Below are 17,837 nucleotides of genomic sequence, written 5' to 3'. Positions count from 1 at the left end.
CGGCGGTCCGTCACGCCGCCATGGCGGTCCAGTGGTCGATATCGTCGCGCTCGCCGATCAGCGCCAGTCCGTGGGCGATCGACAGCAGTTCGCCGCCGCTCTCGATGCGATCATGGGCAAAGCGATTTTCGAAGATGCGGCGGATGGCCGGCACGAAGGAGGTGCCGCCGGTCAAAAACACCTTGTCGATGCCGGCTGGCGGCGTATTGGTTGTCGTCAGCACTTCATCGAGCGCCGCCTCGATACGGGCGAGATCGGGCGCGATCCAACTTTCGAAGTCCTGCCGGCGCACCCGCTGCCGGCTCTTTTCGCCAAGTGCGGGAAAAAAGAACTCGGTCTCCTCTTCGCTCGAAAGCCGCATCTTGGTGGCCGAGATCGCCTGGTAGAGCGGATAGCCCTCGTCGTGATCGACGAGATCGATGAAGGCCTCCAGTTTCTCCGGCTCGACGGCCGAGCGCACCAACTGTTTCAGGTCGGTAAAATCCTTCAGCGTCTTGAAGATCGACAACTGGTTCCAGCGGCCGAAATTGGCATAATAGCCGGAGGGCACGTCGAGCAGTTTTCCAAAACTGCGGAACTGGCTGCCCTTACCGATCAGCGGCGAGACGACATTGTCGATGATGCGGAAATCGAAATGGTCGCCGGCGACGCCGACGCCGGAATGGCCGATCGGAACGGCCGTCAGCCTGCCGGCATGGCTTTCGAAGCGGATGATCGAATAGTCGGTCGTGCCGCCGCCGAAATCTGCGACCAGCACGGTCGCGTCCTTCTTCAGGTTCTGGGCGAAATAGAAGGCGGCGGCCACCGGCTCATAAACATAATGGACCTCCGGAAAGCCGAAGGAGGAGAGCGCCCGGTCATAGCGCTCGAGCGCCAGCGCCTCGTCCGGGCTGCTGCCGGCAAAACGCACCGGTCGACCGACGACGATGCGGCCGTAATCCTGCTGCCAGCCTTCGCCGGCATAGTCGGCGATACGGGTCAGGAACGCCGCCATCAGATCCTCGAAACTGTTGCGCCGGGCAAAGATCAGCGTGCCCTGGAACAGCGGGCTTGCGGCGAAGGTCTTGATCGACTGCAGGAAACGTGCCTCGCCGGGGTTGTCGATGAACTGCTGGATGGCGGCCTGGCCGGCCTCGATCCTGACGGCGGCGGCGCCGAGCTTTGCGTGCTTGGTGAAGGACAGCGCCGTGCGCATCGTATCGGTGGTGCCGGCGGCACTGGTGAAGCGCAGCGATTGCGTGGTGTCGCCATGCGAGGCGGCCAGCACCGAATTGGTGGTGCCGAAATCAAAGCCGAGGGCCTTTGCCATGAACGTCTCCGTCTTTCTGATGCCGCTTGGGCGGCTGCCCTGCGAAGCCGACGCGCGCACGGACAGGCAATGCCTTGCGGCAGCCGGCATGCGGGTGATGGCGGAGGGCTTTATATTTGGAGCGCGCCTCTTCGCACGGGGTAGCGGCCAAAGCAAGGCGGGACAGACGGGTTGCTATTGCCGCTTGGTTCGCCGTGGGTGAATGTCACGCGGCATGAGACCGGCAAAGCCTCCGTGAGCTCGGAATTCCCGGCTCACCCCCCTCTGTCGGCCGGGCCGACATCTCCCCCTCAAGGGGGGAGATCAATGTAGGGCTGGTGACGGGTAGATAGGCCAATGGTCTCTCGGCCAATCTCCCCGTTGAGGGGGGATGTCACGGAGTGATAGAGGGGGACGTCTCCACGAATTCGCCTCTGCGGCTCATTTTAGCTGTCGGGCCCGGCAAGGCTCCAAATTATTTGACGTTTACGTGCACGTCATTATTTTGTATCCTCCCTGCATGACCTCATGCGCAAATGCGTATTGCGTCCGTCGTGGATCGGCTCGACAAGCGGTGCCGATTTTGTCATGACGGATGCCCATGGGAACGGGACGTATCGGCTGAAAAGGCCGGAATGACGGAGACGACGAGATGAGTGACGGACAGGAACTGCCCGAGCGCGAGAGCATGGAATTCGACGTGGTGATCGTCGGTGCCGGACCGGCCGGGCTTTCAGCCGCCATCCGGCTGAAGCAGGTCAATCCGGAGCTCTCCGTCGTCGTGCTGGAGAAGGGCGCGGAAGTCGGCGCGCATATCCTGTCCGGCGCGGTCGTCGATCCCGCGGGCATCGACAAGCTTCTGCCCGACTGGCGCGAGGATGAAGGCCATCCCTTCAAGACGGAAGTGACGGACGACCAGTTCATGCTGCTCGGCCCGGCCGGCTCCATCCGCCTGCCGAATGTCCTGATGCCGCCCCTGATGAACAATCACGGCAATTACATCGTCTCGCTTGGGCTCGTCTGTCGCTGGCTGGCCGAGAAGGCCGAAGGTCTGGGCGTCGAGATCTATCCGGGCTTTGCCGCGACGGAAGTGCTCTACAACGAGGCGGGCGCCGTGATCGGCGTTGCCACCGGCGACATGGGCATCGAGAAGAACGGCGAGCCGGGCCCCGCCTTCACCCGCGGCATGGAACTGCTCGGCAAATATACCCTGATCGGCGAAGGCGTGCGCGGCTCGATCGCCAAGCAGCTGATCGCTCGCTTCGACCTTTCGAAGGACCGCGAGCCGCAGAAATACGGCATCGGCATCAAGGAACTCTGGCAGGTGAAGCCCGAGAACCACAAACGGGGCTTAGTGCAGCATTCCTTCGGCTGGCCGCTCGGCATGAAGACCGGCGGCGGTTCGTTCCTCTATCACCTGGAAGACAATCTGGTCGCCGTCGGCTTCGTCGTGCACCTGAACTACAAGAACCCCTATCTCTATCCCTTCGAGGAGTTCCAGCGCTTCAAGACACATCCCGCCATTCGCGCCACCTTCGAGGGCGGCAAGCGCATCTCCTATGGCGCCCGCGCCATCACCGAGGGCGGCTATCAGTCGGTGCCGAAGCTGTCCTTCCCGGGCGGCGCGCTGATCGGCTGCTCGGCCGGCTTCGTCAACGTGCCGCGCATCAAGGGCAGCCACAATGCCGTGCTTTCGGGCATGCTGGCGGCGGACCGGATCGCCGAGGCGCTGGCCGCCGGCCGTGCCCATGACGAGGTGGTGGAGATCGAGAACGAATGGCGCGACACCGCGATCGGCAAGGACCTGAAGCGGGTACGCAACGTCAAGCCGCTCTGGTCGAAGTTCGGGACGGCGCTCGGCGTCGGCCTCGGCGGCCTCGACATGTGGACGAACACGCTGTTCGGCTTTTCCTTCTTCGGCACGCTGAAACACGGCAAGACGGACGCGCAGGCGCTCGAACCGGCCTCGATGCACAAGAAGATCGACTATCCCAAGCCCGACGGCGTGCTCACCTTCGACCGCCTCTCCTCGGTGTTCCTGTCCAATACCAACCACGAGGAAGACCAGCCGGTCCATCTTCAGGTCAAGGACATGGCCCTGCAGAAGGCATCCGAGCACGATGTCTATGCCGGCCCCTCGACCCGCTACTGTCCGGCCGGCGTCTATGAATGGGTGGAGAAGGACGGCGAGGAGGTCTACGTCATCAACGCCCAGAACTGCGTCCACTGCAAGACCTGCGACATCAAGGATCCCAACCAGAACATCAATTGGGTGCCGCCCCAGGGCGGCGAGGGGCCGGTCTATCCCAACATGTGAGTGAGGAAGCGATTTTTACCATTCGTTTCCGGCGCTTAACCAGCCGTTAACCATGTTTTCCTTAATTTCGGTTGTATCAGCCGATATTAAGGAACCCTACATATGTCGCTCTCCCGCCGTGGCCTGCTTCTTGGCATCTCCGCCCTTCTGGCCGGTTGCGCCACCAATGGTCCCAACCATGCGGCCAATTACGCCTCGCTGCCCGCGGAGAAATTTCCGCTGCCGGCCATGCCGCTGGAAAAGATCAAGTCGGAACTTCGGCGCCAGGAAGTGGCCTATCCCGGGCAATACGAGACCGGCACGATCGTCGTCGATACGCCGGCGCGGCGGCTCTATTATATTCTGGGCGACGGCCGCGCCATGCGCTACGGCATCGGCGTCGGGCGCAACGGCTATGCGCTGGCCGGCACGGCCTATATCGGCCGCAAGGCGGAATGGCCGACCTGGACGCCTACGGACAACATGATGCGCCGCGATCCGGCCAAGAACCGCAAATATGCCGGCGGCGTGCCCGGCGGGCTCAACAATCCGCTTGGCGCCCGCGCCATCTATCTCTACCGGGGCGGCAACGACACCATGTTCCGCATCCACGGCACAAACCAGCCGCAATCGATCGGTCTCGCCATGTCGAGCGGATGCGTCCGCATGCTCAATCACGATGTCATCGATCTCTATGAGCGCGTCACGCCCGGCAGCCGCGTCGTCGTGCTGCAGGCGTAGAGGGCAAGGCTCGGCTCAGCGTCGTTTTGAAAACAGCCCCGTCGACAGGGCGACGCCGATCCCGGTGAGGGCAGCGGCGCTGATTTCCACCAGGCCGACCGTCTCGCCAAGCAACAACCCGCCTCCGAGCGTCACCAGAACCGGCGTGATCGCGGTGAACGCGGCCGCTTGCGTACCGCCCAATGCTCGCACGGCGATGCCATAGGCAAGCACGGCCATCAGCCCGGACAGAATGCCCTGGCTCATCACCTGCAGGGCGATCTCTCCGGCGGAGGCAAGGCCAAGTGCTGTGCCGTAGACCAAGGCCAGACCGATATGGATGAGGAACGACCAGAGCGCGATCACCGCTCCGGCCTCGACGGCGGTGAGGCCGGAGCGCTTGAAGGCATGCGTATAGCTTGCCCAGAGGAGCGCCGATAGCGGCAGCAGGAGGAAGCTCGTCCAGGGGATTCCACGGTTTGAAAGGCTGCCGGCCAGAAGGATGCCGGCGCCCGCGAGGATGGCGGCAAGGCCGATCCAGCGGCTCATATCCAGCCGTTCCCTGAAGACCGTCACGCCGATCACCGCTGCCGCAAGCGGCATGGAGCCGCCGAGCAGGATACCGGCCGAGGCGGCCGGCGTCGCATGGATGGCAAAGGTGGTAAATTGGAAAAACAAGGCCCCTGAGCCGGCGACCATCAGGGCGAGTAGGTGCAGCGGAACGCCCTTCGGCAGCAAGCCGACCCGCCACCAGACCGGCGACAACGCCAGCACCGGAACGCCGTAGCGAATGAGACCGATATCGATCGTCCCGAGCGGCGTCGCGGCGCTGTGGCGGGTCGCAAGGACCCAGCCCGCCCAGATAAGGACGGTTACGGTGCCGCCGATATAGCCGGCGGCGGCCGATGGATGGCTGGAACGGGCAAAAGCGGATGTGTTCATGGTCCTGTCCTTCCGGGTGGGTCACTCTCCGACAAAAAGATAGTCCCGGTAGGCAAGGCATGTCCTTGCTATTCATGCCTCCATTTTTATGATGCGAGCAATTATCCGTCCCAATTTCCGTCTAGGAAGTAAGAATATGCCAAATCTGGATAAATTCGATATCGCGATCCTGCGCATCCTGCAGGAGGATGCGCGCGCCACGAATGTGGAGATCGCAGAGCGGGTAAACCTCTCGCCCTCGCCATGCCTCAGGCGAATCCGCAACCTGGAAAAATCGGGCATTTTACGTGGCTATCGCGCCGATATCGATCGCAAGCAGGTCGGTCTCGGACTGACCGTGTTCGTCGAGATCAAGGTCGGTCACCACAGTCGCGATAACGCCCTCCTGCAACAGGAGGCGCTGCTGTCCATCCCGGAAGTCACGTCCTGCTTCCTGATCTCCGGCGGCGCCGATTTTCTGGCTGAAGTGGTCGTGGCCGATCTTGCCGCTTACGAAACGCTTCTGACCGAAAAGCTCTTGGCGCTGCCGGGCGTCGCCGACATTCGCTCGAATTTCGCTATCCGGACGATCAAGACAGGCGGCGCTCTGAAACTGCCGGAGCCGAACTGACGCAAGCCGGCGCTATGGCTTGCGAACCCAGGCATAGCCGAAGCGGAAGCCGTCTCCGTCATCGCCATAGAGATAGGGCAGGGCGATCACCTCCGGCTCCAGGGGCGGAACACTGCCGATGCGTTGCTCAAGCCGGCTGAGAAGTCCTGGCGGTATGGCCCCTGTCTCCTCGTTCGCCCGCCAGACCATGAGGATCGGGTTTTGCGCCGACCAGGAAAAGGCCGGGCTATGGAGCGGATAGGACTGCGTGTCCACGGCAATGCCAGGCATCTGCATGCGCAGATTGCCGGCCATCAGGGCATCCCCAGCAATCACCAGGGCCGGGTCGATTTCCGGCTTCCTGACGATCTCCTCGACGAAGCCCTGGTAGGGCACGGTCAGTTTCGGATGGGTGCCCATCGGGCCGGCCGCGACGATCCGCACCACCAGGGAAGCGGGTATCAGAACCATCAGTACAAGAATGACCGGCAATAGGCGCTTGAGGAAATGGCGGCCGTCGATGCCAGCCGCCTCGATCTTCAGGCAGAGGTAGAGCGGCAATATGAACAGCACCGGCGACACCCAGCGGACTTTCAGTTGCGCCGTTCCGGCAAACAGCACCATACATAAAAGAAGCACGACGAGGATGGCGAACATGATCTCGATCAGCCGCGTCTTGCTGTTTCCGGCGCGCGGCAGGGACCGGAGCGGCCCGTCCAGAACTGCGGCATAAACGACGAGCGTCAAGGCGCAGTAGCTGGCGATAGTGACGACAAGCTCGGCAAGGCCGGCTCCGATCTGGGAAACCGTGCCTCTCTGCGCATCCGCCGCCAGCTTGGCAGCCGTGTCCTGGAAGGCGATGTCGAAATTCTGCGCGAGCCATAGACCATGCGGCAGGATGATTACCAGTGCGACGGTCGCGGTAATCAGGATGCGCCGATCGAAAATCCGCTGGCGATAGAGCGGGTCGATGACGACGGCGAGACAGGCGCAGAAGCACAGGATCGAGAAGTTATATTTCGACATCAATCCGATGCCGATGGCGATGCCGGTCACCAGATAGCTTGCCATTGAGGGCCGTTGCAGGGTGCGCGACAGGCCGTAGAGAAACAGGCAGGCGGCGAGGAGCGAGGCATTGGAATGGGTGAGATCGCGCTGCGCCAGCCAGCCGATTTCCGGGATGGTCAGGAGCCCCAGCGCCGCCGCCGCTGCAAGGCTCCGGCTCGCCAGCAATTGCCGGGCGGCCAGGTAATAGAGGACATAGCTCAGGAACAGGAAGAGGTTCTTGACCAGGCTGAGCGCAAACAGCGATTGCCCGATACCGTCGATGACAAGATGCTGCACCCAGTTGTAGAGGGGCGGCTGGCTGTCATAGCCTAGAGCATACCATTGGCTCATCAGGATTTGCGCCGCTTCGTCTATCTCCAGCGCGTTCGGCAGGGACAGGCGGGTGAGGAGATTGACGACGAAATAGACCCCGATCAGGAGGATGAAAGCGGGCGCCCGCGCCTCGATCTTTTCGGCAAGGAAATTCATGCCTTCGCCCCTTCGCCATCGGTGCAAAAATGCGCGCAGGCGTCCATTGCGACTTTCCTCATTTTCATGCTGGCAAGGCCTTCCTGTGGAGATGGCGCGGTTCTACCATAAGGCGGCGCGCTGGCAACAGATGCGGTGGCCTTCGCTAAATCGCCATGATTGGCCACGCCGGGCCTGAATATTTGACATCTTCATCCCATATGAAGTCTGTCTGCAGGGTGCAGCCGAAGGACGATGATGAAGATCAAGGCCATTTTCAATCGCGACGGGGGAACATTCCGCACCACGGACATGGAGGCCTATGGCCGCAAGGTGGAGGAGGTTTTTCGGGCCGCCGGCCATGATATCGAGATCGCCGTCGTTTCGGGCAAGGAGATGGCCGCAACGCTCGAAAAGGCGGCCGGCCGCGACGATCTCGATGCGATGCTGGCGGGCGGCGGGGATGGAACCATCTCGGCCGCCGCTGCCGTTGCCTGGAAACACGGCATGCCCCTCGGCGTCGTTCCTGCCGGAACGATGAACCTTTTTGCCCGCACGCTGAAACTGCCGCTCGATATCTGGAAGGTGCTCGACGTGCTTGCCGAGGGTGAGGTCATCGAGGCCGATATCGGCAGCGCCAACGGCCGGGCCTTCGTGCATCAGTTTTCTTCCGGCCTGCATGCGCGGATGATCCGCTACCGGGAATCCTACAGCTTCGCCTCGCGCCTCGGAAAAATCTCGGCGAGCACGCGGGCCGCCATCGGCGTCATCTTCAACCCGCCGGAATTTGATGTCGACATCACGATCGACGGAGTGGAGGAGCGCCGCAGGATTTCGGCGCTTTCGGTGTCGAACAACCATTTCGGTCGCGACACGATGATGTATGCCGACGACCTCACTGGCGGGCACCTTGGCTTCTATACGGCACAGCCCCTGAAGCCGCTCGGGGTCGCCAAGCTCGCCTTCGATATCGTCAGGGGAAAATTCCGTGACAGCACGGCCATCACCGAGATGAGCGGCGAGGCCGTGGACCTGCATTTCCCCCACAGCCGTGGCCGCAGCAATTGCGTCATCGACGGCGAATTGACGCCGCTTGGCAGCGATGTCGCGTTGCGCATTCACCCCGGCGAGTTGAAACTGCTGGTCGGCAGGCGGGAGCAACAAGCCGTGCCGCAGGGCTGATCACGCCGATATGTCGTTCCCGTCAAAGACCTGGCGCACGATATAGGGTGGGGTTTCGTTCTCGCCCGAATAGAGCCGCGCCATCATCTCGGCCAGGATGCCGGTGGTGATCAGTTGGACCGAGGAGAGGAACAGCATGACGCCGACGATCAGCATCGGTCTCGTGCCGATATCATTGCCGAACAGGAACTTGTCGACGAACAGATAGACGAGGATGAGGGCGCTGATGGCACCGGCCGCAAGTCCGATCGAGCCGAAGAAATGGCCCGGCCGCGCCTTGTAGCGCATGAAGAACAGCACGGACAGCAGGTCGAGGATGACCCGGAAGGTCCGCGAAATGCCGTATTTCGACGTTCCGTGCTGGCGAGCATGGTGCGTCACCGGCATTTCGCCGATCCGGCTGCTCGGCACGACGCCGGCCACCCAGGCCGGAATGAAGCGGTGCATCTCGCCCATCAGCTTGACCTGCTTGATGATCGACGCCTGGTAGATCTTCAGGCTGCAGCCGTAGTCGTGCAGCTTGACGCCCGTGATCTTGCCGATCAGGTAGTTGGCGCACCAGGATGGGATCTTGCGCAGGAAAAGCCCGTCCTGCCGGTTCTTGCGCCAGCCGACGAGAAGATCGAGTTCGCGTTCCTCTATGGCCTTGACCATCGCCGGGATATCGCCCGGATCATTTTGCAGGTCGCCGTCCAGCGTCGCGATCAGCCGGCCGACGGCGGCATCGATGCCTGCCTGCATGGCCGCCGTCTGGCCGAAATTGCGCTGCAGCTCGACGATCTTCAGCGGCTGCCCGCCCTGCGAAAGCGCCTTGCGCGCATTGGCGAGCGTCGCATCGGTGCTGCCGTCATCGACCAGAATCAGTTCCCAGGGACGTTCGAAAACCGCCATCGCGGCGCGGATGCGCGCGACCAGCGGCCCGACACTGTCTTCCTCGTTATAGATCGGCACGACAAGGGACAGCTCGATCGGGGCGGCACTTGCGGCTTCCGCCAGTTTTTCTTCCAGGATAGGGTCCAATATCAAAGCCTCTCAACGCCGCAGTTCTCTCGTCCGGCTTATCGTGATAACCAGCCGTGATCCCTTAGCACCGGACGGGAAAGTAGCAAATATATGAATGTAGAAAGGGAGGCCAGCCGGGGTTCGTGGCTTGCGCGCAACCGGATGGGCATCGTCTCGCTTGCCACGGTGGGCGCCTATGCGGCCTTCGTGCAATGGGCCTGGGGCTGGCCGGTTCTTTTCCGGCAATGGGCCGAAATCGGTCTTGCACCGGTATTGATGGCGCTGGCGCTCCTGGTTTCCACCTATTTCATTCGCTGCTACCGGATTTATGATTATTTCCCGGGGGAAACCCGCGGCCGCTTCCTGCCGCTCCTGCGCGTCACCCAGGTTCACAATCTCCTCAATATCATGCTGCCGTTCCGCGCCGGGGAGACCAGCTTTCCCATTCTCATGCGCTCCGAATTCGCTATTCCGCTGACGCGCAGCACCTCGGCATTGCTGCTGATGCGGCTGCTCGACCTGCATGCGCTGTTTGCGGCGGCCGGGATCGGGCTCGTCATCGGCCGCGACGATGTCGTTTTCGCCTGGCTGCTCTGGACGCTGTTTCTTCTATCGCCGCTGGCGTTTTTTCTCTTGAAGGGCGGCATTCTTGCTCCGCTGCGCCGGCGGCTGCCGAAAAAATTCGGTCGGCTGCTTGCCGAAGCGGAGGCGGGACTGCCGGCCACTTCGCCGGCCTTCCTCCGGGCCTGGCTGATGACGCTGGTCAACTGGTCGACGAAGGTCGCGGTCCTGGCATGGGTGCTTGCGGTGATGGGCGTCGCGCCGCTTGCCGCCTGTTTCGGCGGCGCGCTCGGCGGCGAATTGTCGTCGGTACTCCCGGTCCATGCACCCGCCGGCGTCGGAACCTATCCGGCGGGCATCACCGCCGGCGCGCTGTCTTTCGGCGCAGCGAGGGGCGGCAATAGCCTCGACCTGCTCGCAACAGCCAGCGTCAACGCCCATCTGTTGGTCGTCGTCTCGGCCGTCGCCGGCACGATCCTGTCCATGCTTCTTTCGCCCCGGCGTTAATCCCTACTGGAACGAGGTTTCGAAGAAACTGCGCAGCTTGCGCGAATGCAGCTTTTCCGGCGGCATGGCGGCCAGCTTCTGCAATGCCAGGATGCCGATCTGCAGATGCTGGCTGACCTGGGTCTTGTAGAAGGCCGTCGCCATGCCCGGCAGTTTCAATTCCCCATGCAGCGGTTTGTCCGATACGCAGAGCAGCGTGCCATAGGGCACGCGGAACCGGAAACCGTTGGCCGCGACGGTGGCCGATTCCATATCGAGCGCAATGGCGCGTGATTGCGACAGGCGCTTGACCGGGCCGCGCTGGTCGCGCAGTTCCCAATTGCGATTGTCGATAGTGGCAACCGTTCCGGTTCGCATGATCCGCTTCAGGTCGTAGCCCTCGTAACCGGTGACTTCGGCCACCGCATCCTGCAAGGCCACCTGAACCTCGGCCAGTGCGGGGATCGGTACCCAGACCGGCAGGTCGTCGTCAAGCACATGGTCCTCGCGCACATAGGCATGGGCAAGCACATAGTCTCCCAGCCTTTGGCTGTTGCGCAGGCCGGCGCAATGACCGAGCATCAGCCAGGCATGTGGCCGGAGCACGGCGATATGGTCGGTGATCGTCTTGGCATTGGAAGGACCGACACCGATATTGACGACGGTAATGCCGCCATGGCCCTTCTTCTTCAGGTGATAGGCCGGCATCTGCGGCAGGCGGGCCAATGTCAGGTCCGATTCCGGCTTGTCGGATCCGGCCAGCGTCTCGATGTTTCCCGGCTCGATGAAGGAGGCGTAGCCATTGCCGCCTTCGGCCATCTGCTGGCGGGCCCAGGCGCAGAACTCGTCGATATAGAACTGATAATTGGTAAACAGCACGAAGTTCTGGAAATGGTTGGCGTTCGTCGCCGTGTAATGGCTGAGACGGGCCAACGAATAATCGATCCGCTGAGCGGTGAACGGTGCAAGCGGCGAGGGCTCGCCCGGACCGGGCTCATAGGCGCCGTTGGCGATCTCGTCGTCGGTGGTGGTCAGGTCCGGCGTGTCGAACAGGTCGCGCAGCGGAATATCGATATTTTCGGCCAGCGACGCCTCGACATGGGCGCCTTCCTCGAAGGCGAAATGCAGCGGGATCGGCGTGGCCGATTCGGACACGGTGACGCCGACGCCATGGCTGCGGATCAGCAGTCCCAACTGTTCGCGCAGATAATGCCGGAAGAGCGTCGGCCGGGTGACCGTCGTCGTATAGACGCCCGGTCCGCTGACATAGCCATAGGAGAGGCGCGAATCGACATGGCTGAAGCTGCTGGTCTCGATGCTGACCTGCGGATAGCAGGCACGAAACCGCGAGACCGGCGTTCCGGTCCGTCCCAGTTCGGTGAAGGCGTCGGAGAGGAATTTGGTATTGCGTTCATAGAGCGCAATCAGAGCCTCGACCGCCGCTGCCGCGTCATCGAACATCTGCGGTTCGAAAGGTTCCGGCGTGGCGATGGAGAGGGCGGAAAGGGAGGAGATTCGTGTGTTCATGCGGCATTATAGATTGCCGTTTTTTACAAGCAAACGACAAGATGAGAATGCACAGGTTCGCTTGCGGTGCCGGCTTCAGCGTGGCCCGGCGAGAATGATGATCGTGCCCGCAAGGGCAAGTGTCACGCCGGTCACATCCCAGCGGTCCGGACGGACGCCTTCTACCAGCCAGAGCCAGGTGAGCGAAGCGGCGATGTAGATGCCGCCATAGGCAGCATAGGCGCGGCCGGCCGCAGCCGTATCGATGAATGTGAGGAGCCAGGCGAAAAGGGCGAGGCTTGCCATGCCCGGCAAGAGCCACCAGATCGGCTTTTCCAGCTTCAGCCAGCCCCAGAAGGCAAAGCAGCCGGCGATTTCGGCAAGCGCTGCAAGAGCATAGATGGCGAATGTGGAGATCGGCATGGTTTCCTTCCGAAGACGAGGCATAGGAAGGGAGCGGATCGAAATGCGCAAGTGCCGGAGATCGGAAGAGCTGGAAGATCTTGCCTCAGATCATCGCCTGGCGTTGCAGGGTGACGAACAGGACGAGACCGGCGCCCTGCTTGCCGATACCGAGGCCAGATGCCTTGCTGTAGGCAATTGCCCCCATCGGCGCCATCAGAATGGCCGCGAGCGTCAGCATGCGCAGAGCAGTCCTGAGTGAGCGATTGAGGGACGACATCGCGGTTTCCTTAGAGCTTGGCCTGTTCGCAGAACTGGGCGGTGTGGGCGGTGCAGTCGGCAAGCGAGCCGGCGAAGTTGCGGCGACGCTGGGTATCGGCGCTGACGGCGGCTGCAAGCATGAGTGCAAAGACGACCATGAGCATGCTGATGATGGTGAGGCGGCGGGCGAGAATGTCCATGGCTTTGTCCGTTTGGTCGGGTGTGTCGATCGGGGTTCAACTCGATGACGGAGTTTTCGCACAGCCAAACTGAATTGTGGCTGAGACCTCGGTTCATCTCCCGTTCATCTTCGCGGGGTTCCCGACCTGCAATGGGGCAGGGGGCAGTTGGGATTTTCAGGTGAACTAATGGAAGATGGACTACGGCTGAGCCGTTCGAATCGGTGGCCTGCCAAGCCGATCTTTCCGCAGTTACGCGCTGGAAGGATTAATTGAGGGATCGCCCGCTATACTGCCGCGATCAACCGGCCCCTATAGGCATGGCCGGGGGTTTTAGCCGGCAGCGCCGGTTCGAGACGCCAGGCGCATCGGGGGGACTTGGGTGCCGGTCGGAGAGCGCCGGGTGCGTCCGTCACAGGATGGGAAGCCCGGAAGACCTGCTCAACCATATCGTTCGACGACGGAGAAGCGGCTCCGGCGACAAACCGCCGGAGCCGCGCGCAAATTACATGCGCGTCCAGGTCTGCGATTTGCACAGGACCTTGAGGACGCAGCCGCGCATTTTCAGCGCGCTGCCCTTGATCGATGCGGACCCGCTATAGGTCTTGTCGTTTGCCGGGTCGGTGATTTCGCCGGAATAGCTGTCGCCGCCGCCGGAAAGATTGCCGATGCGCTTGCCGGCATGCTTGCCCGTTTTCAGGGTAATGCAATAGCTGCCGCCGCAGGAACTGATGGCGGCGGTTTCCCCGCTCGCGGTCTTCCAGTTGCCGACGATCGGCTCGGCGCAGAAACCGGACGCGGCTGTTCCCAGCGTCAAGGCTGCTGCAACGACGAATGTACGGATCATATAGTCCTCCCTTGTTGTTGTCGGATTGTCGGCGGGCATGGTGTCCGGCCGAAAAATGCTTCTTGAGCGGCCTCCTCGCCGCTCAATGTGGAAAAGCTAGCTTACGCAGACGTAAACGTAAATACGGCCGGGAGCCTTTGCTCTAAAAAATCGCCGGCTTCCGCGGTCCCGGAACAAACGGATCAACCGTCGTCCCAACCGGCCAACCTTTCACGTGGTTAGCGATTGGTTGAGATCGGGACCTGAATTTTCCGTAAATATTGCCGCGAAAGCCAGGCTTTGAAGGTGGTGCGATGTTTAACGAAAAGCCAAGTTTACCAATCGTTTGAACTTTGTTCGTCTCAAATTAATCATGCATTTTAAGCGTGTATTGAAACCAATGGCGCATAGTCAAATCCATAAGACGAGCAGGGGAAATCACCCGGCCGAAAAACCTTCGAGGACCGAAAGCCGCAAAAGACGGCCGGCCGCGAAGGAGCCTGAAAAGGCGGAAAAACAGGGACTACGGACGTAACCAACCAGGCAAACAGGGACATAGAAAATGGCACGCTTTGACATTCAGAATGCTTCGGATGCCACGATGGGTGGCGAAAACCGCGCGGACGTCTTTTGCGAAATGGGATTGATGTATGCAACCGGGCGTGGTTGCGATGTGGATCTGGTCGCAGCCCATAAATGGCTCAACGTCGCCGCGATCAAGGGTTCCGACCGCGCCGCAGCGCTGCGTGCGGATCTGGCGATGACGATGAACAAGACCGACCTCGCCACGGCCCTGCGCGCCGCCCGCGAATGGATGACGATGCATTGAGGGATGTGAGGCATTAGCCAATAGCCAATAGCCAATAGGCAGTAGACAAGAGCGCACAGGTGGAACAGCAGCTACTGCCTACTGCCTACTGCCTACTGCCTTGACGACCTTTGGCAAGGCGTCTTCCAGAAGCGCCATATCGGCTTCAGGGCCGGTGCTGATGCGGATGCATCGGTTGAGGGGCGCCACGCCCGGCATGCGGATGAAGATGCCGTGATCCTCCATCAGCCGATCGACGATCCCGCGCGCGAAGATGGCATCGCAGCCGCAATCGACCGTCACGAAATTGGTGGCCGAGGGCAGGGGCTTCAAGCCGCAGGCTTCGGCAATGCCGGCAATCCGCAGACGCGAGGCGGCGATCTTTTCCAGGACATCGGCCAGATAATCTTTCTCCGACAGCGCGGTGAGCGCCGCCGCCGTGCCGAGCCTGTTCATGCCGAAATGATTGCGGATCTTATCGAAGGCCTGCGCCGTTTCCGGCGTGCCGATGACATAGCCGACGCGGGCGCCCGCCAGGCCATAGGCCTTGGAGAAGGTCCGGGTTCGCACCACGTTCGGCATTTCGATCAGCGACGAGATCGACGGAATGGTGCCGGCCGGCGCGGTCTCGCCATAGGCTTCGTCGAGCACGAGCAGGCAGGTCTCCGGCAGGGCGCGGGCAAACTCCACCACCTTTTCGGCATCCCACCAGCTTCCCATCGGATTGTCGGGATTGGCGAGATAGACGAGCGGCGCATCCTCGCGCCGGACCGCCGCCAGCAGGCCGGCGAGATCCTCGCGGTCGTCGGCATAGGGCACGGTCACCAGCCTGCCGCCATGGCCGGCGACGTGGAAATTGAAGGTCGGATAGCCGCCAAGCGAGGTAACGACGGGCAGGCCCGGCTCGATCACCAGCCGCACGATCTGGCCAAGCAGTCCGTCAATACCCTCGCCAATGGCAAGATTGGCCGGCGTGGTGCCGAGATGGCGCGCCAGCGCCTGCTTCAGCTCGAAATTTTCCGGGTCGTTATATTGCCATATACCGGCTGCCGCAGCACCGATGGACGCAAGCACCGCCGGTGCCGGCCCGAAGCCGCTTTCATTGGCGCCGATCCGGGCCGCGATCGCGCGGCCGCGCTGGCGTTCGATCGCCTCCGGGCCGACAAAGGGAATGGTTGAGGGAAGCGATGCGACAAGGGGGGTAAAGCGGGAAAATGCGGACATTGCTGCTGATCGAGCCTGATGTTGGATGAAATCGTCGCGAGACTAGCGATATTTGATCGCCATGGAAACCGGAACCGTCGCGGTTTTGCGATCATCCAAGGTCATTGAGCGCGCTGGCCGTCAGTGTTTTTTCGGTGCGCTTCCGGTGAAGAATTCGTGCCGCACGATCTCGTGCAGGAATTCCTCGTCGATCGGCTTGATGAAATGCACATGGAGACGATTGTCGCGGCGGTTGATTTCGGCACAGCCGATCCGTCGTTTCGTGCCGATGATGGTGAGATAATAATGCTGTGGCAGGCCGATCGTCGTATTGACGGAGAAACACGCTCCGCCCCGCGAAATCTCCAGCATCTTGCAGATGCGGGTCGAAACGCCGCCGAGCGCCGGGCGCACCGCCATCAGCGTGCCCGCCTGGCCGATGCTGAAACACTCGAAGCGCTCCTCGTAGAGCTTCGAGCGGACGACGGAATACATCGTCGAATTCTCCATTGACCCACCTCCGCTGCCGAATACCGGACAGATAAACCCAGGCGAATGCCGCCTTTGGCCTCTCTTCCCTGGAGGCTTCAGGCAGGGGGCACGATTGCATGCGGATATTGCAATCCGTTAAAGACATTTCCTAAACATTTAGGGGAGTGCGCAAGCGCGGCTGGCGACTGCCGGGACCCCGGCCGGTCAGATCGCGCCGCTGGCGAAGTCCATCCTGATCAGCCGGCTGACGAAGCCGGTTTCCAGCGGCATATTGAAGCGCAGGCCAAGCTCGGTGCCGCGCCGGTGGACCAGCGATGAGCCGATTTCCTCGCGAAACCCTTCGATCTCCAGGAAGAAGTGGTGCGGCAGCAGGATATTGGCGCTGAAATCCAGCATCGCCCCGCCGATGGAGATGTGGCGCAGCAAGGCGCGATATTTCTTCTTCGTCTTCAGGTGCTGGCCGACAACGAGAATGCGGCAGGGGCGCTCGATATAGAAATGCTTGTAGAGAGTGGTCGGTTGACCGGGCTTTGCATCAGCAACATGCATCAGCATCGACATGGAGGGGCTCCGGTGGCTTGTCTTCGTAGGGTTGCGGCAATGCGGCGGCAAGCGAGTTTATCATGCCGCCCGATATGGCGTCGATCCTTGTCCTTGGCTTGCCGCCTGTCGATGGCGTGTTTGACGTCGCAACCGGCAATGCCATCAACCGACGATGAAAGGACCTGACGGCCGCAGCAAGGATAAAGACCGCGGTCGTCGCTCACAGCTCGCCTTCCTTATGTATGGCGCAAGAAGGCGCCGCCGTCGTCAACTCCGCTTCTGCAGCGCCTTCAAGGCCATCTGTCCGGCGACATGCGCCTGCAATTGGCTCGTAAACTGGCCGGAAGCGGGATAGACGACGCTGCCGCGCCGGATGACGAAGGCCCACCGGCCATTGCGGAGCTTTTCGACCACGACGTTCGTTTCGGGTTTGCTGTCTTTGTTCATGTAGGGCTCCAGATCGGTTTGGCTGCCCGACCGTTTATCGCGGGCGCTGTCTTGGCAAGACCTAGCCCGGACGTCGATGACGGGCAACTGGCAATAAAGGAGCAGCGATGTGCCTGAAGGTGTCGCGCCGACGCATGGCAGGAAGCGCGTGACAGGGCTCATTGATAAAGGATGGTGGCAGGCGCTGCCGCGCAGCCGGCATTATATGGTCGGCCGTCTTCTCATCCACCGCGAAAAACCAAGTTTGTCGCCGCAAGGCGCAAAAACCCCTTGCAATGAAGGGCCGCTGACCTTAGTCAGGCGCTAACGGAGAGGTGGCCGAGTGGTCGAAGGCGCTCCCCTGCTAAGGGAGTATACCCGGAAGGGTATCGTGGGTTCGAATCCCATCTTCTCCGCCATCATCCTTGTTTTTCCATTCTTCCTTTGCTGCGCGGCATCTCAAGCTGTTCTTTGCTTTAGGCGGAGCCTGTCGGGTTCGTGTCGGCGCCACATTTAAATCCGCCAGAATTGGCCGGAGCGCGGCTACATGGATACGGCGATGCAGATCGGTTTACGGACTTGGTCGTCCTGTTTGCTGACGATGACCGGT

The 17,837-nt window shown here is 61.6% G+C and carries 19 protein-coding genes and 1 tRNA gene; 7 read left to right on the top strand and 13 right to left on the bottom strand.

All coding sequences use genetic code 11. The features are described from left to right. Positions 1–10: 10 nt before the first annotated feature. Positions 11–1,309, bottom strand: a complete 1,299-nt coding sequence (locus ASD31_RS09525; RefSeq protein WP_056332215.1) for an Hsp70 family protein — start codon at positions 1,307–1,309, stop codon at positions 11–13. A gap of 631 nt (positions 1,310–1,940) precedes the next feature. Here ASD31_RS09525 and ASD31_RS09515 point away from each other — a divergent pair. Both ASD31_RS09515 and ASD31_RS09510 read left to right on the top strand, forming a co-directional pair. Next, positions 1,941–3,605 carry an electron transfer flavoprotein-ubiquinone oxidoreductase gene (locus ASD31_RS09515; protein WP_056332211.1) on the top strand — a complete coding sequence of 555 codons (1,665 nt, stop codon included), beginning with the start codon at positions 1,941–1,943 and terminating at the stop codon, positions 3,603–3,605. 102 nt (positions 3,606–3,707) lie between these two features. Then, the gene (locus ASD31_RS09510) at positions 3,708–4,325 is read left to right on the top strand and encodes a L,D-transpeptidase (protein WP_056332210.1); all 618 of its coding nucleotides are present in this window, start codon (positions 3,708–3,710) and stop codon (positions 4,323–4,325) included. A gap of 15 nt (positions 4,326–4,340) precedes the next feature. Here ASD31_RS09510 and ASD31_RS09505 read toward each other — a convergent pair whose 3' ends face one another. Beyond that, positions 4,341–5,246: a DMT family transporter gene (locus tag ASD31_RS09505; protein WP_056332208.1), complete on the bottom strand. Its 906-nt coding sequence runs from the start codon at positions 5,244–5,246 to the stop codon at positions 4,341–4,343. A gap of 136 nt (positions 5,247–5,382) precedes the next feature. Between ASD31_RS09505 and ASD31_RS09500 the strand changes: the two genes are divergently transcribed. Continuing rightward, entirely contained in the window at positions 5,383–5,856 is a 474-nt protein-coding gene (locus tag ASD31_RS09500; protein WP_056332206.1) for an Lrp/AsnC family transcriptional regulator, read from the top strand. A 12-nt stretch (positions 5,857–5,868) separates the two neighbouring features. Here the strand turns inward: ASD31_RS09500 and ASD31_RS09495 are convergent, their stop codons facing one another. Further along, the gene (locus tag ASD31_RS09495) at positions 5,869–7,371 is read right to left on the bottom strand and encodes a glycosyltransferase family 39 protein (protein WP_056332204.1); all 1,503 of its coding nucleotides are present in this window, start codon (positions 7,369–7,371) and stop codon (positions 5,869–5,871) included. A 237-nt stretch (positions 7,372–7,608) separates the two neighbouring features. Here ASD31_RS09495 and ASD31_RS09490 point away from each other — a divergent pair, with 237 nt between their 5' ends. Beyond that, positions 7,609–8,532, top strand: a complete 924-nt coding sequence (locus tag ASD31_RS09490) for a diacylglycerol/lipid kinase family protein (protein ID WP_056333155.1) — start codon at positions 7,609–7,611, stop codon at positions 8,530–8,532. On the opposite strand, the gene ASD31_RS09485 is transcribed toward ASD31_RS09490, so the two are convergent. Next, complete coding sequence (locus ASD31_RS09485; protein WP_056332202.1) at positions 8,533–9,552, bottom strand: glycosyltransferase family 2 protein; 1,020 nt, start codon at positions 9,550–9,552, stop codon at positions 8,533–8,535. 93 nt (positions 9,553–9,645) lie between these two features. Between ASD31_RS09485 and ASD31_RS09480 the strand changes: the two genes are divergently transcribed. Continuing rightward, on the top strand, positions 9,646–10,602 hold the full coding sequence (locus ASD31_RS09480; protein WP_056332200.1) for a lysylphosphatidylglycerol synthase domain-containing protein: 957 nt from the start codon (positions 9,646–9,648) through the stop codon (positions 10,600–10,602). Between the two features lie 3 nt (positions 10,603–10,605). On the opposite strand, the gene ASD31_RS09475 is transcribed toward ASD31_RS09480, so the two are convergent. From ASD31_RS09475 to ASD31_RS09465, 5 genes are all read right to left on the bottom strand, one after another. Beyond that, positions 10,606–12,108: an AMP nucleosidase gene (locus ASD31_RS09475; RefSeq protein ID WP_056332198.1), complete on the bottom strand. Its 1,503-nt coding sequence runs from the start codon at positions 12,106–12,108 to the stop codon at positions 10,606–10,608. 75 nt (positions 12,109–12,183) lie between these two features. After that, positions 12,184–12,504, bottom strand: a complete 321-nt coding sequence (locus ASD31_RS09470; protein WP_162251152.1) for a YnfA family protein — start codon at positions 12,502–12,504, stop codon at positions 12,184–12,186. A 91-nt stretch (positions 12,505–12,595) separates the two neighbouring features. Next, positions 12,596–12,769, bottom strand: a complete 174-nt coding sequence (locus tag ASD31_RS26315; RefSeq protein WP_200952153.1) for a hypothetical protein — start codon at positions 12,767–12,769, stop codon at positions 12,596–12,598. 10 nt (positions 12,770–12,779) lie between these two features. Next, positions 12,780–12,950 carry a hypothetical protein gene (locus ASD31_RS26310; RefSeq protein ID WP_156392574.1) on the bottom strand — a complete coding sequence of 57 codons (171 nt, stop codon included), beginning with the start codon at positions 12,948–12,950 and terminating at the stop codon, positions 12,780–12,782. A 484-nt stretch (positions 12,951–13,434) separates the two neighbouring features. After that, positions 13,435–13,776, bottom strand: a complete 342-nt coding sequence (locus tag ASD31_RS09465; RefSeq protein ID WP_056333152.1) for a DUF2147 domain-containing protein — start codon at positions 13,774–13,776, stop codon at positions 13,435–13,437. A 541-nt stretch (positions 13,777–14,317) separates the two neighbouring features. Here ASD31_RS09465 and ASD31_RS09460 point away from each other — a divergent pair. Next, positions 14,318–14,584 carry a sel1 repeat family protein gene (locus ASD31_RS09460; RefSeq protein ID WP_056332195.1) on the top strand — a complete coding sequence of 89 codons (267 nt, stop codon included), beginning with the start codon at positions 14,318–14,320 and terminating at the stop codon, positions 14,582–14,584. A 78-nt stretch (positions 14,585–14,662) separates the two neighbouring features. Here ASD31_RS09460 and ASD31_RS09455 read toward each other — a convergent pair whose 3' ends face one another. The 4 genes from ASD31_RS09455 to ASD31_RS09440 all read right to left on the bottom strand — a co-directional run bounded on the left by ASD31_RS09455 (position 14,663) and on the right by ASD31_RS09440 (position 17,248). After that, positions 14,663–15,787 (bottom strand): pyridoxal phosphate-dependent aminotransferase, encoded by a 1,125-nt coding sequence (locus ASD31_RS09455; RefSeq protein ID WP_056332193.1) that lies wholly within the window; start codon positions 15,785–15,787, stop codon positions 14,663–14,665. A 120-nt stretch (positions 15,788–15,907) separates the two neighbouring features. Continuing rightward, a complete protein-coding gene (locus tag ASD31_RS09450; RefSeq protein WP_056332192.1) occupies positions 15,908–16,276 on the bottom strand; it encodes a hypothetical protein in 369 nt (122 codons plus the stop codon). Positions 16,277–16,462: 186 nt separating this feature from the next. Next, positions 16,463–16,819 (bottom strand): PilZ domain-containing protein, encoded by a 357-nt coding sequence (locus ASD31_RS09445; RefSeq protein ID WP_056332191.1) that lies wholly within the window; start codon positions 16,817–16,819, stop codon positions 16,463–16,465. Positions 16,820–17,068: 249 nt separating this feature from the next. Beyond that, complete coding sequence (locus tag ASD31_RS09440; RefSeq protein WP_056332189.1) at positions 17,069–17,248, bottom strand: hypothetical protein; 180 nt, start codon at positions 17,246–17,248, stop codon at positions 17,069–17,071. 308 nt (positions 17,249–17,556) lie between these two features. Here ASD31_RS09440 and ASD31_RS09435 point away from each other — a divergent pair. After that, positions 17,557–17,646, top strand: a tRNA-Ser gene (locus ASD31_RS09435). Positions 17,647–17,837 lie beyond the last annotated feature (191 nt).

It is taken from the genome of Rhizobium sp. Root482 (genome assembly GCF_001426565.1).
In the GTDB taxonomy this organism is placed as follows: Bacteria; Pseudomonadota; Alphaproteobacteria; order Rhizobiales; family Rhizobiaceae; genus Pararhizobium.
The sequence above is the reverse complement of the archived record's forward strand: the minus strand, read 5'-3'. Positions and strand labels throughout refer to the sequence as shown.

What these genes read in the sequence shown, in the direction of transcription:
- ASD31_RS09525 (WP_056332215.1), bottom strand. Translation starts at nt 1,309, where the DNA reads ATGGCAAAGGCCCTCGGCTTTGATTTCGGCACCACCAATTCGGTGCTG.
- ASD31_RS09515 (WP_056332211.1), top strand. Translation starts at nt 1,941, where the DNA reads ATGAGTGACGGACAGGAACTGCCCGAGCGCGAGAGCATGGAATTCGAC.
- ASD31_RS09510 (WP_056332210.1), top strand. Translation starts at nt 3,708, where the DNA reads ATGTCGCTCTCCCGCCGTGGCCTGCTTCTTGGCATCTCCGCCCTTCTG.
- ASD31_RS09505 (WP_056332208.1), bottom strand. Translation starts at nt 5,246, where the DNA reads ATGAACACATCCGCTTTTGCCCGTTCCAGCCATCCATCGGCCGCCGCC.
- ASD31_RS09500 (WP_056332206.1), top strand. Translation starts at nt 5,383, where the DNA reads ATGCCAAATCTGGATAAATTCGATATCGCGATCCTGCGCATCCTGCAG.
- ASD31_RS09495 (WP_056332204.1), bottom strand. Translation starts at nt 7,371, where the DNA reads ATGAATTTCCTTGCCGAAAAGATCGAGGCGCGGGCGCCCGCTTTCATC.
- ASD31_RS09490 (WP_056333155.1), top strand. Translation starts at nt 7,609, where the DNA reads ATGAAGATCAAGGCCATTTTCAATCGCGACGGGGGAACATTCCGCACC.
- ASD31_RS09480 (WP_056332200.1), top strand. Translation starts at nt 9,646, where the DNA reads ATGAATGTAGAAAGGGAGGCCAGCCGGGGTTCGTGGCTTGCGCGCAAC.
- ASD31_RS09475 (WP_056332198.1), bottom strand. Translation starts at nt 12,108, where the DNA reads ATGAACACACGAATCTCCTCCCTTTCCGCCCTCTCCATCGCCACGCCG.
- ASD31_RS26315 (WP_200952153.1), bottom strand. Translation starts at nt 12,769, where the DNA reads ATGTCGTCCCTCAATCGCTCACTCAGGACTGCTCTGCGCATGCTGACG.
- ASD31_RS26310 (WP_156392574.1), bottom strand. Translation starts at nt 12,950, where the DNA reads ATGGACATTCTCGCCCGCCGCCTCACCATCATCAGCATGCTCATGGTC.
- ASD31_RS09465 (WP_056333152.1), bottom strand. Translation starts at nt 13,776, where the DNA reads ATGATCCGTACATTCGTCGTTGCAGCAGCCTTGACGCTGGGAACAGCC.
- ASD31_RS09460 (WP_056332195.1), top strand. Translation starts at nt 14,318, where the DNA reads ATGGCACGCTTTGACATTCAGAATGCTTCGGATGCCACGATGGGTGGC.
- ASD31_RS09455 (WP_056332193.1), bottom strand. Translation starts at nt 15,787, where the DNA reads ATGTCCGCATTTTCCCGCTTTACCCCCCTTGTCGCATCGCTTCCCTCA.
- ASD31_RS09450 (WP_056332192.1), bottom strand. Translation starts at nt 16,276, where the DNA reads ATGGAGAATTCGACGATGTATTCCGTCGTCCGCTCGAAGCTCTACGAG.
- ASD31_RS09445 (WP_056332191.1), bottom strand. Translation starts at nt 16,819, where the DNA reads ATGTCGATGCTGATGCATGTTGCTGATGCAAAGCCCGGTCAACCGACC.
- ASD31_RS09440 (WP_056332189.1), bottom strand. Translation starts at nt 17,248, where the DNA reads ATGAACAAAGACAGCAAACCCGAAACGAACGTCGTGGTCGAAAAGCTC.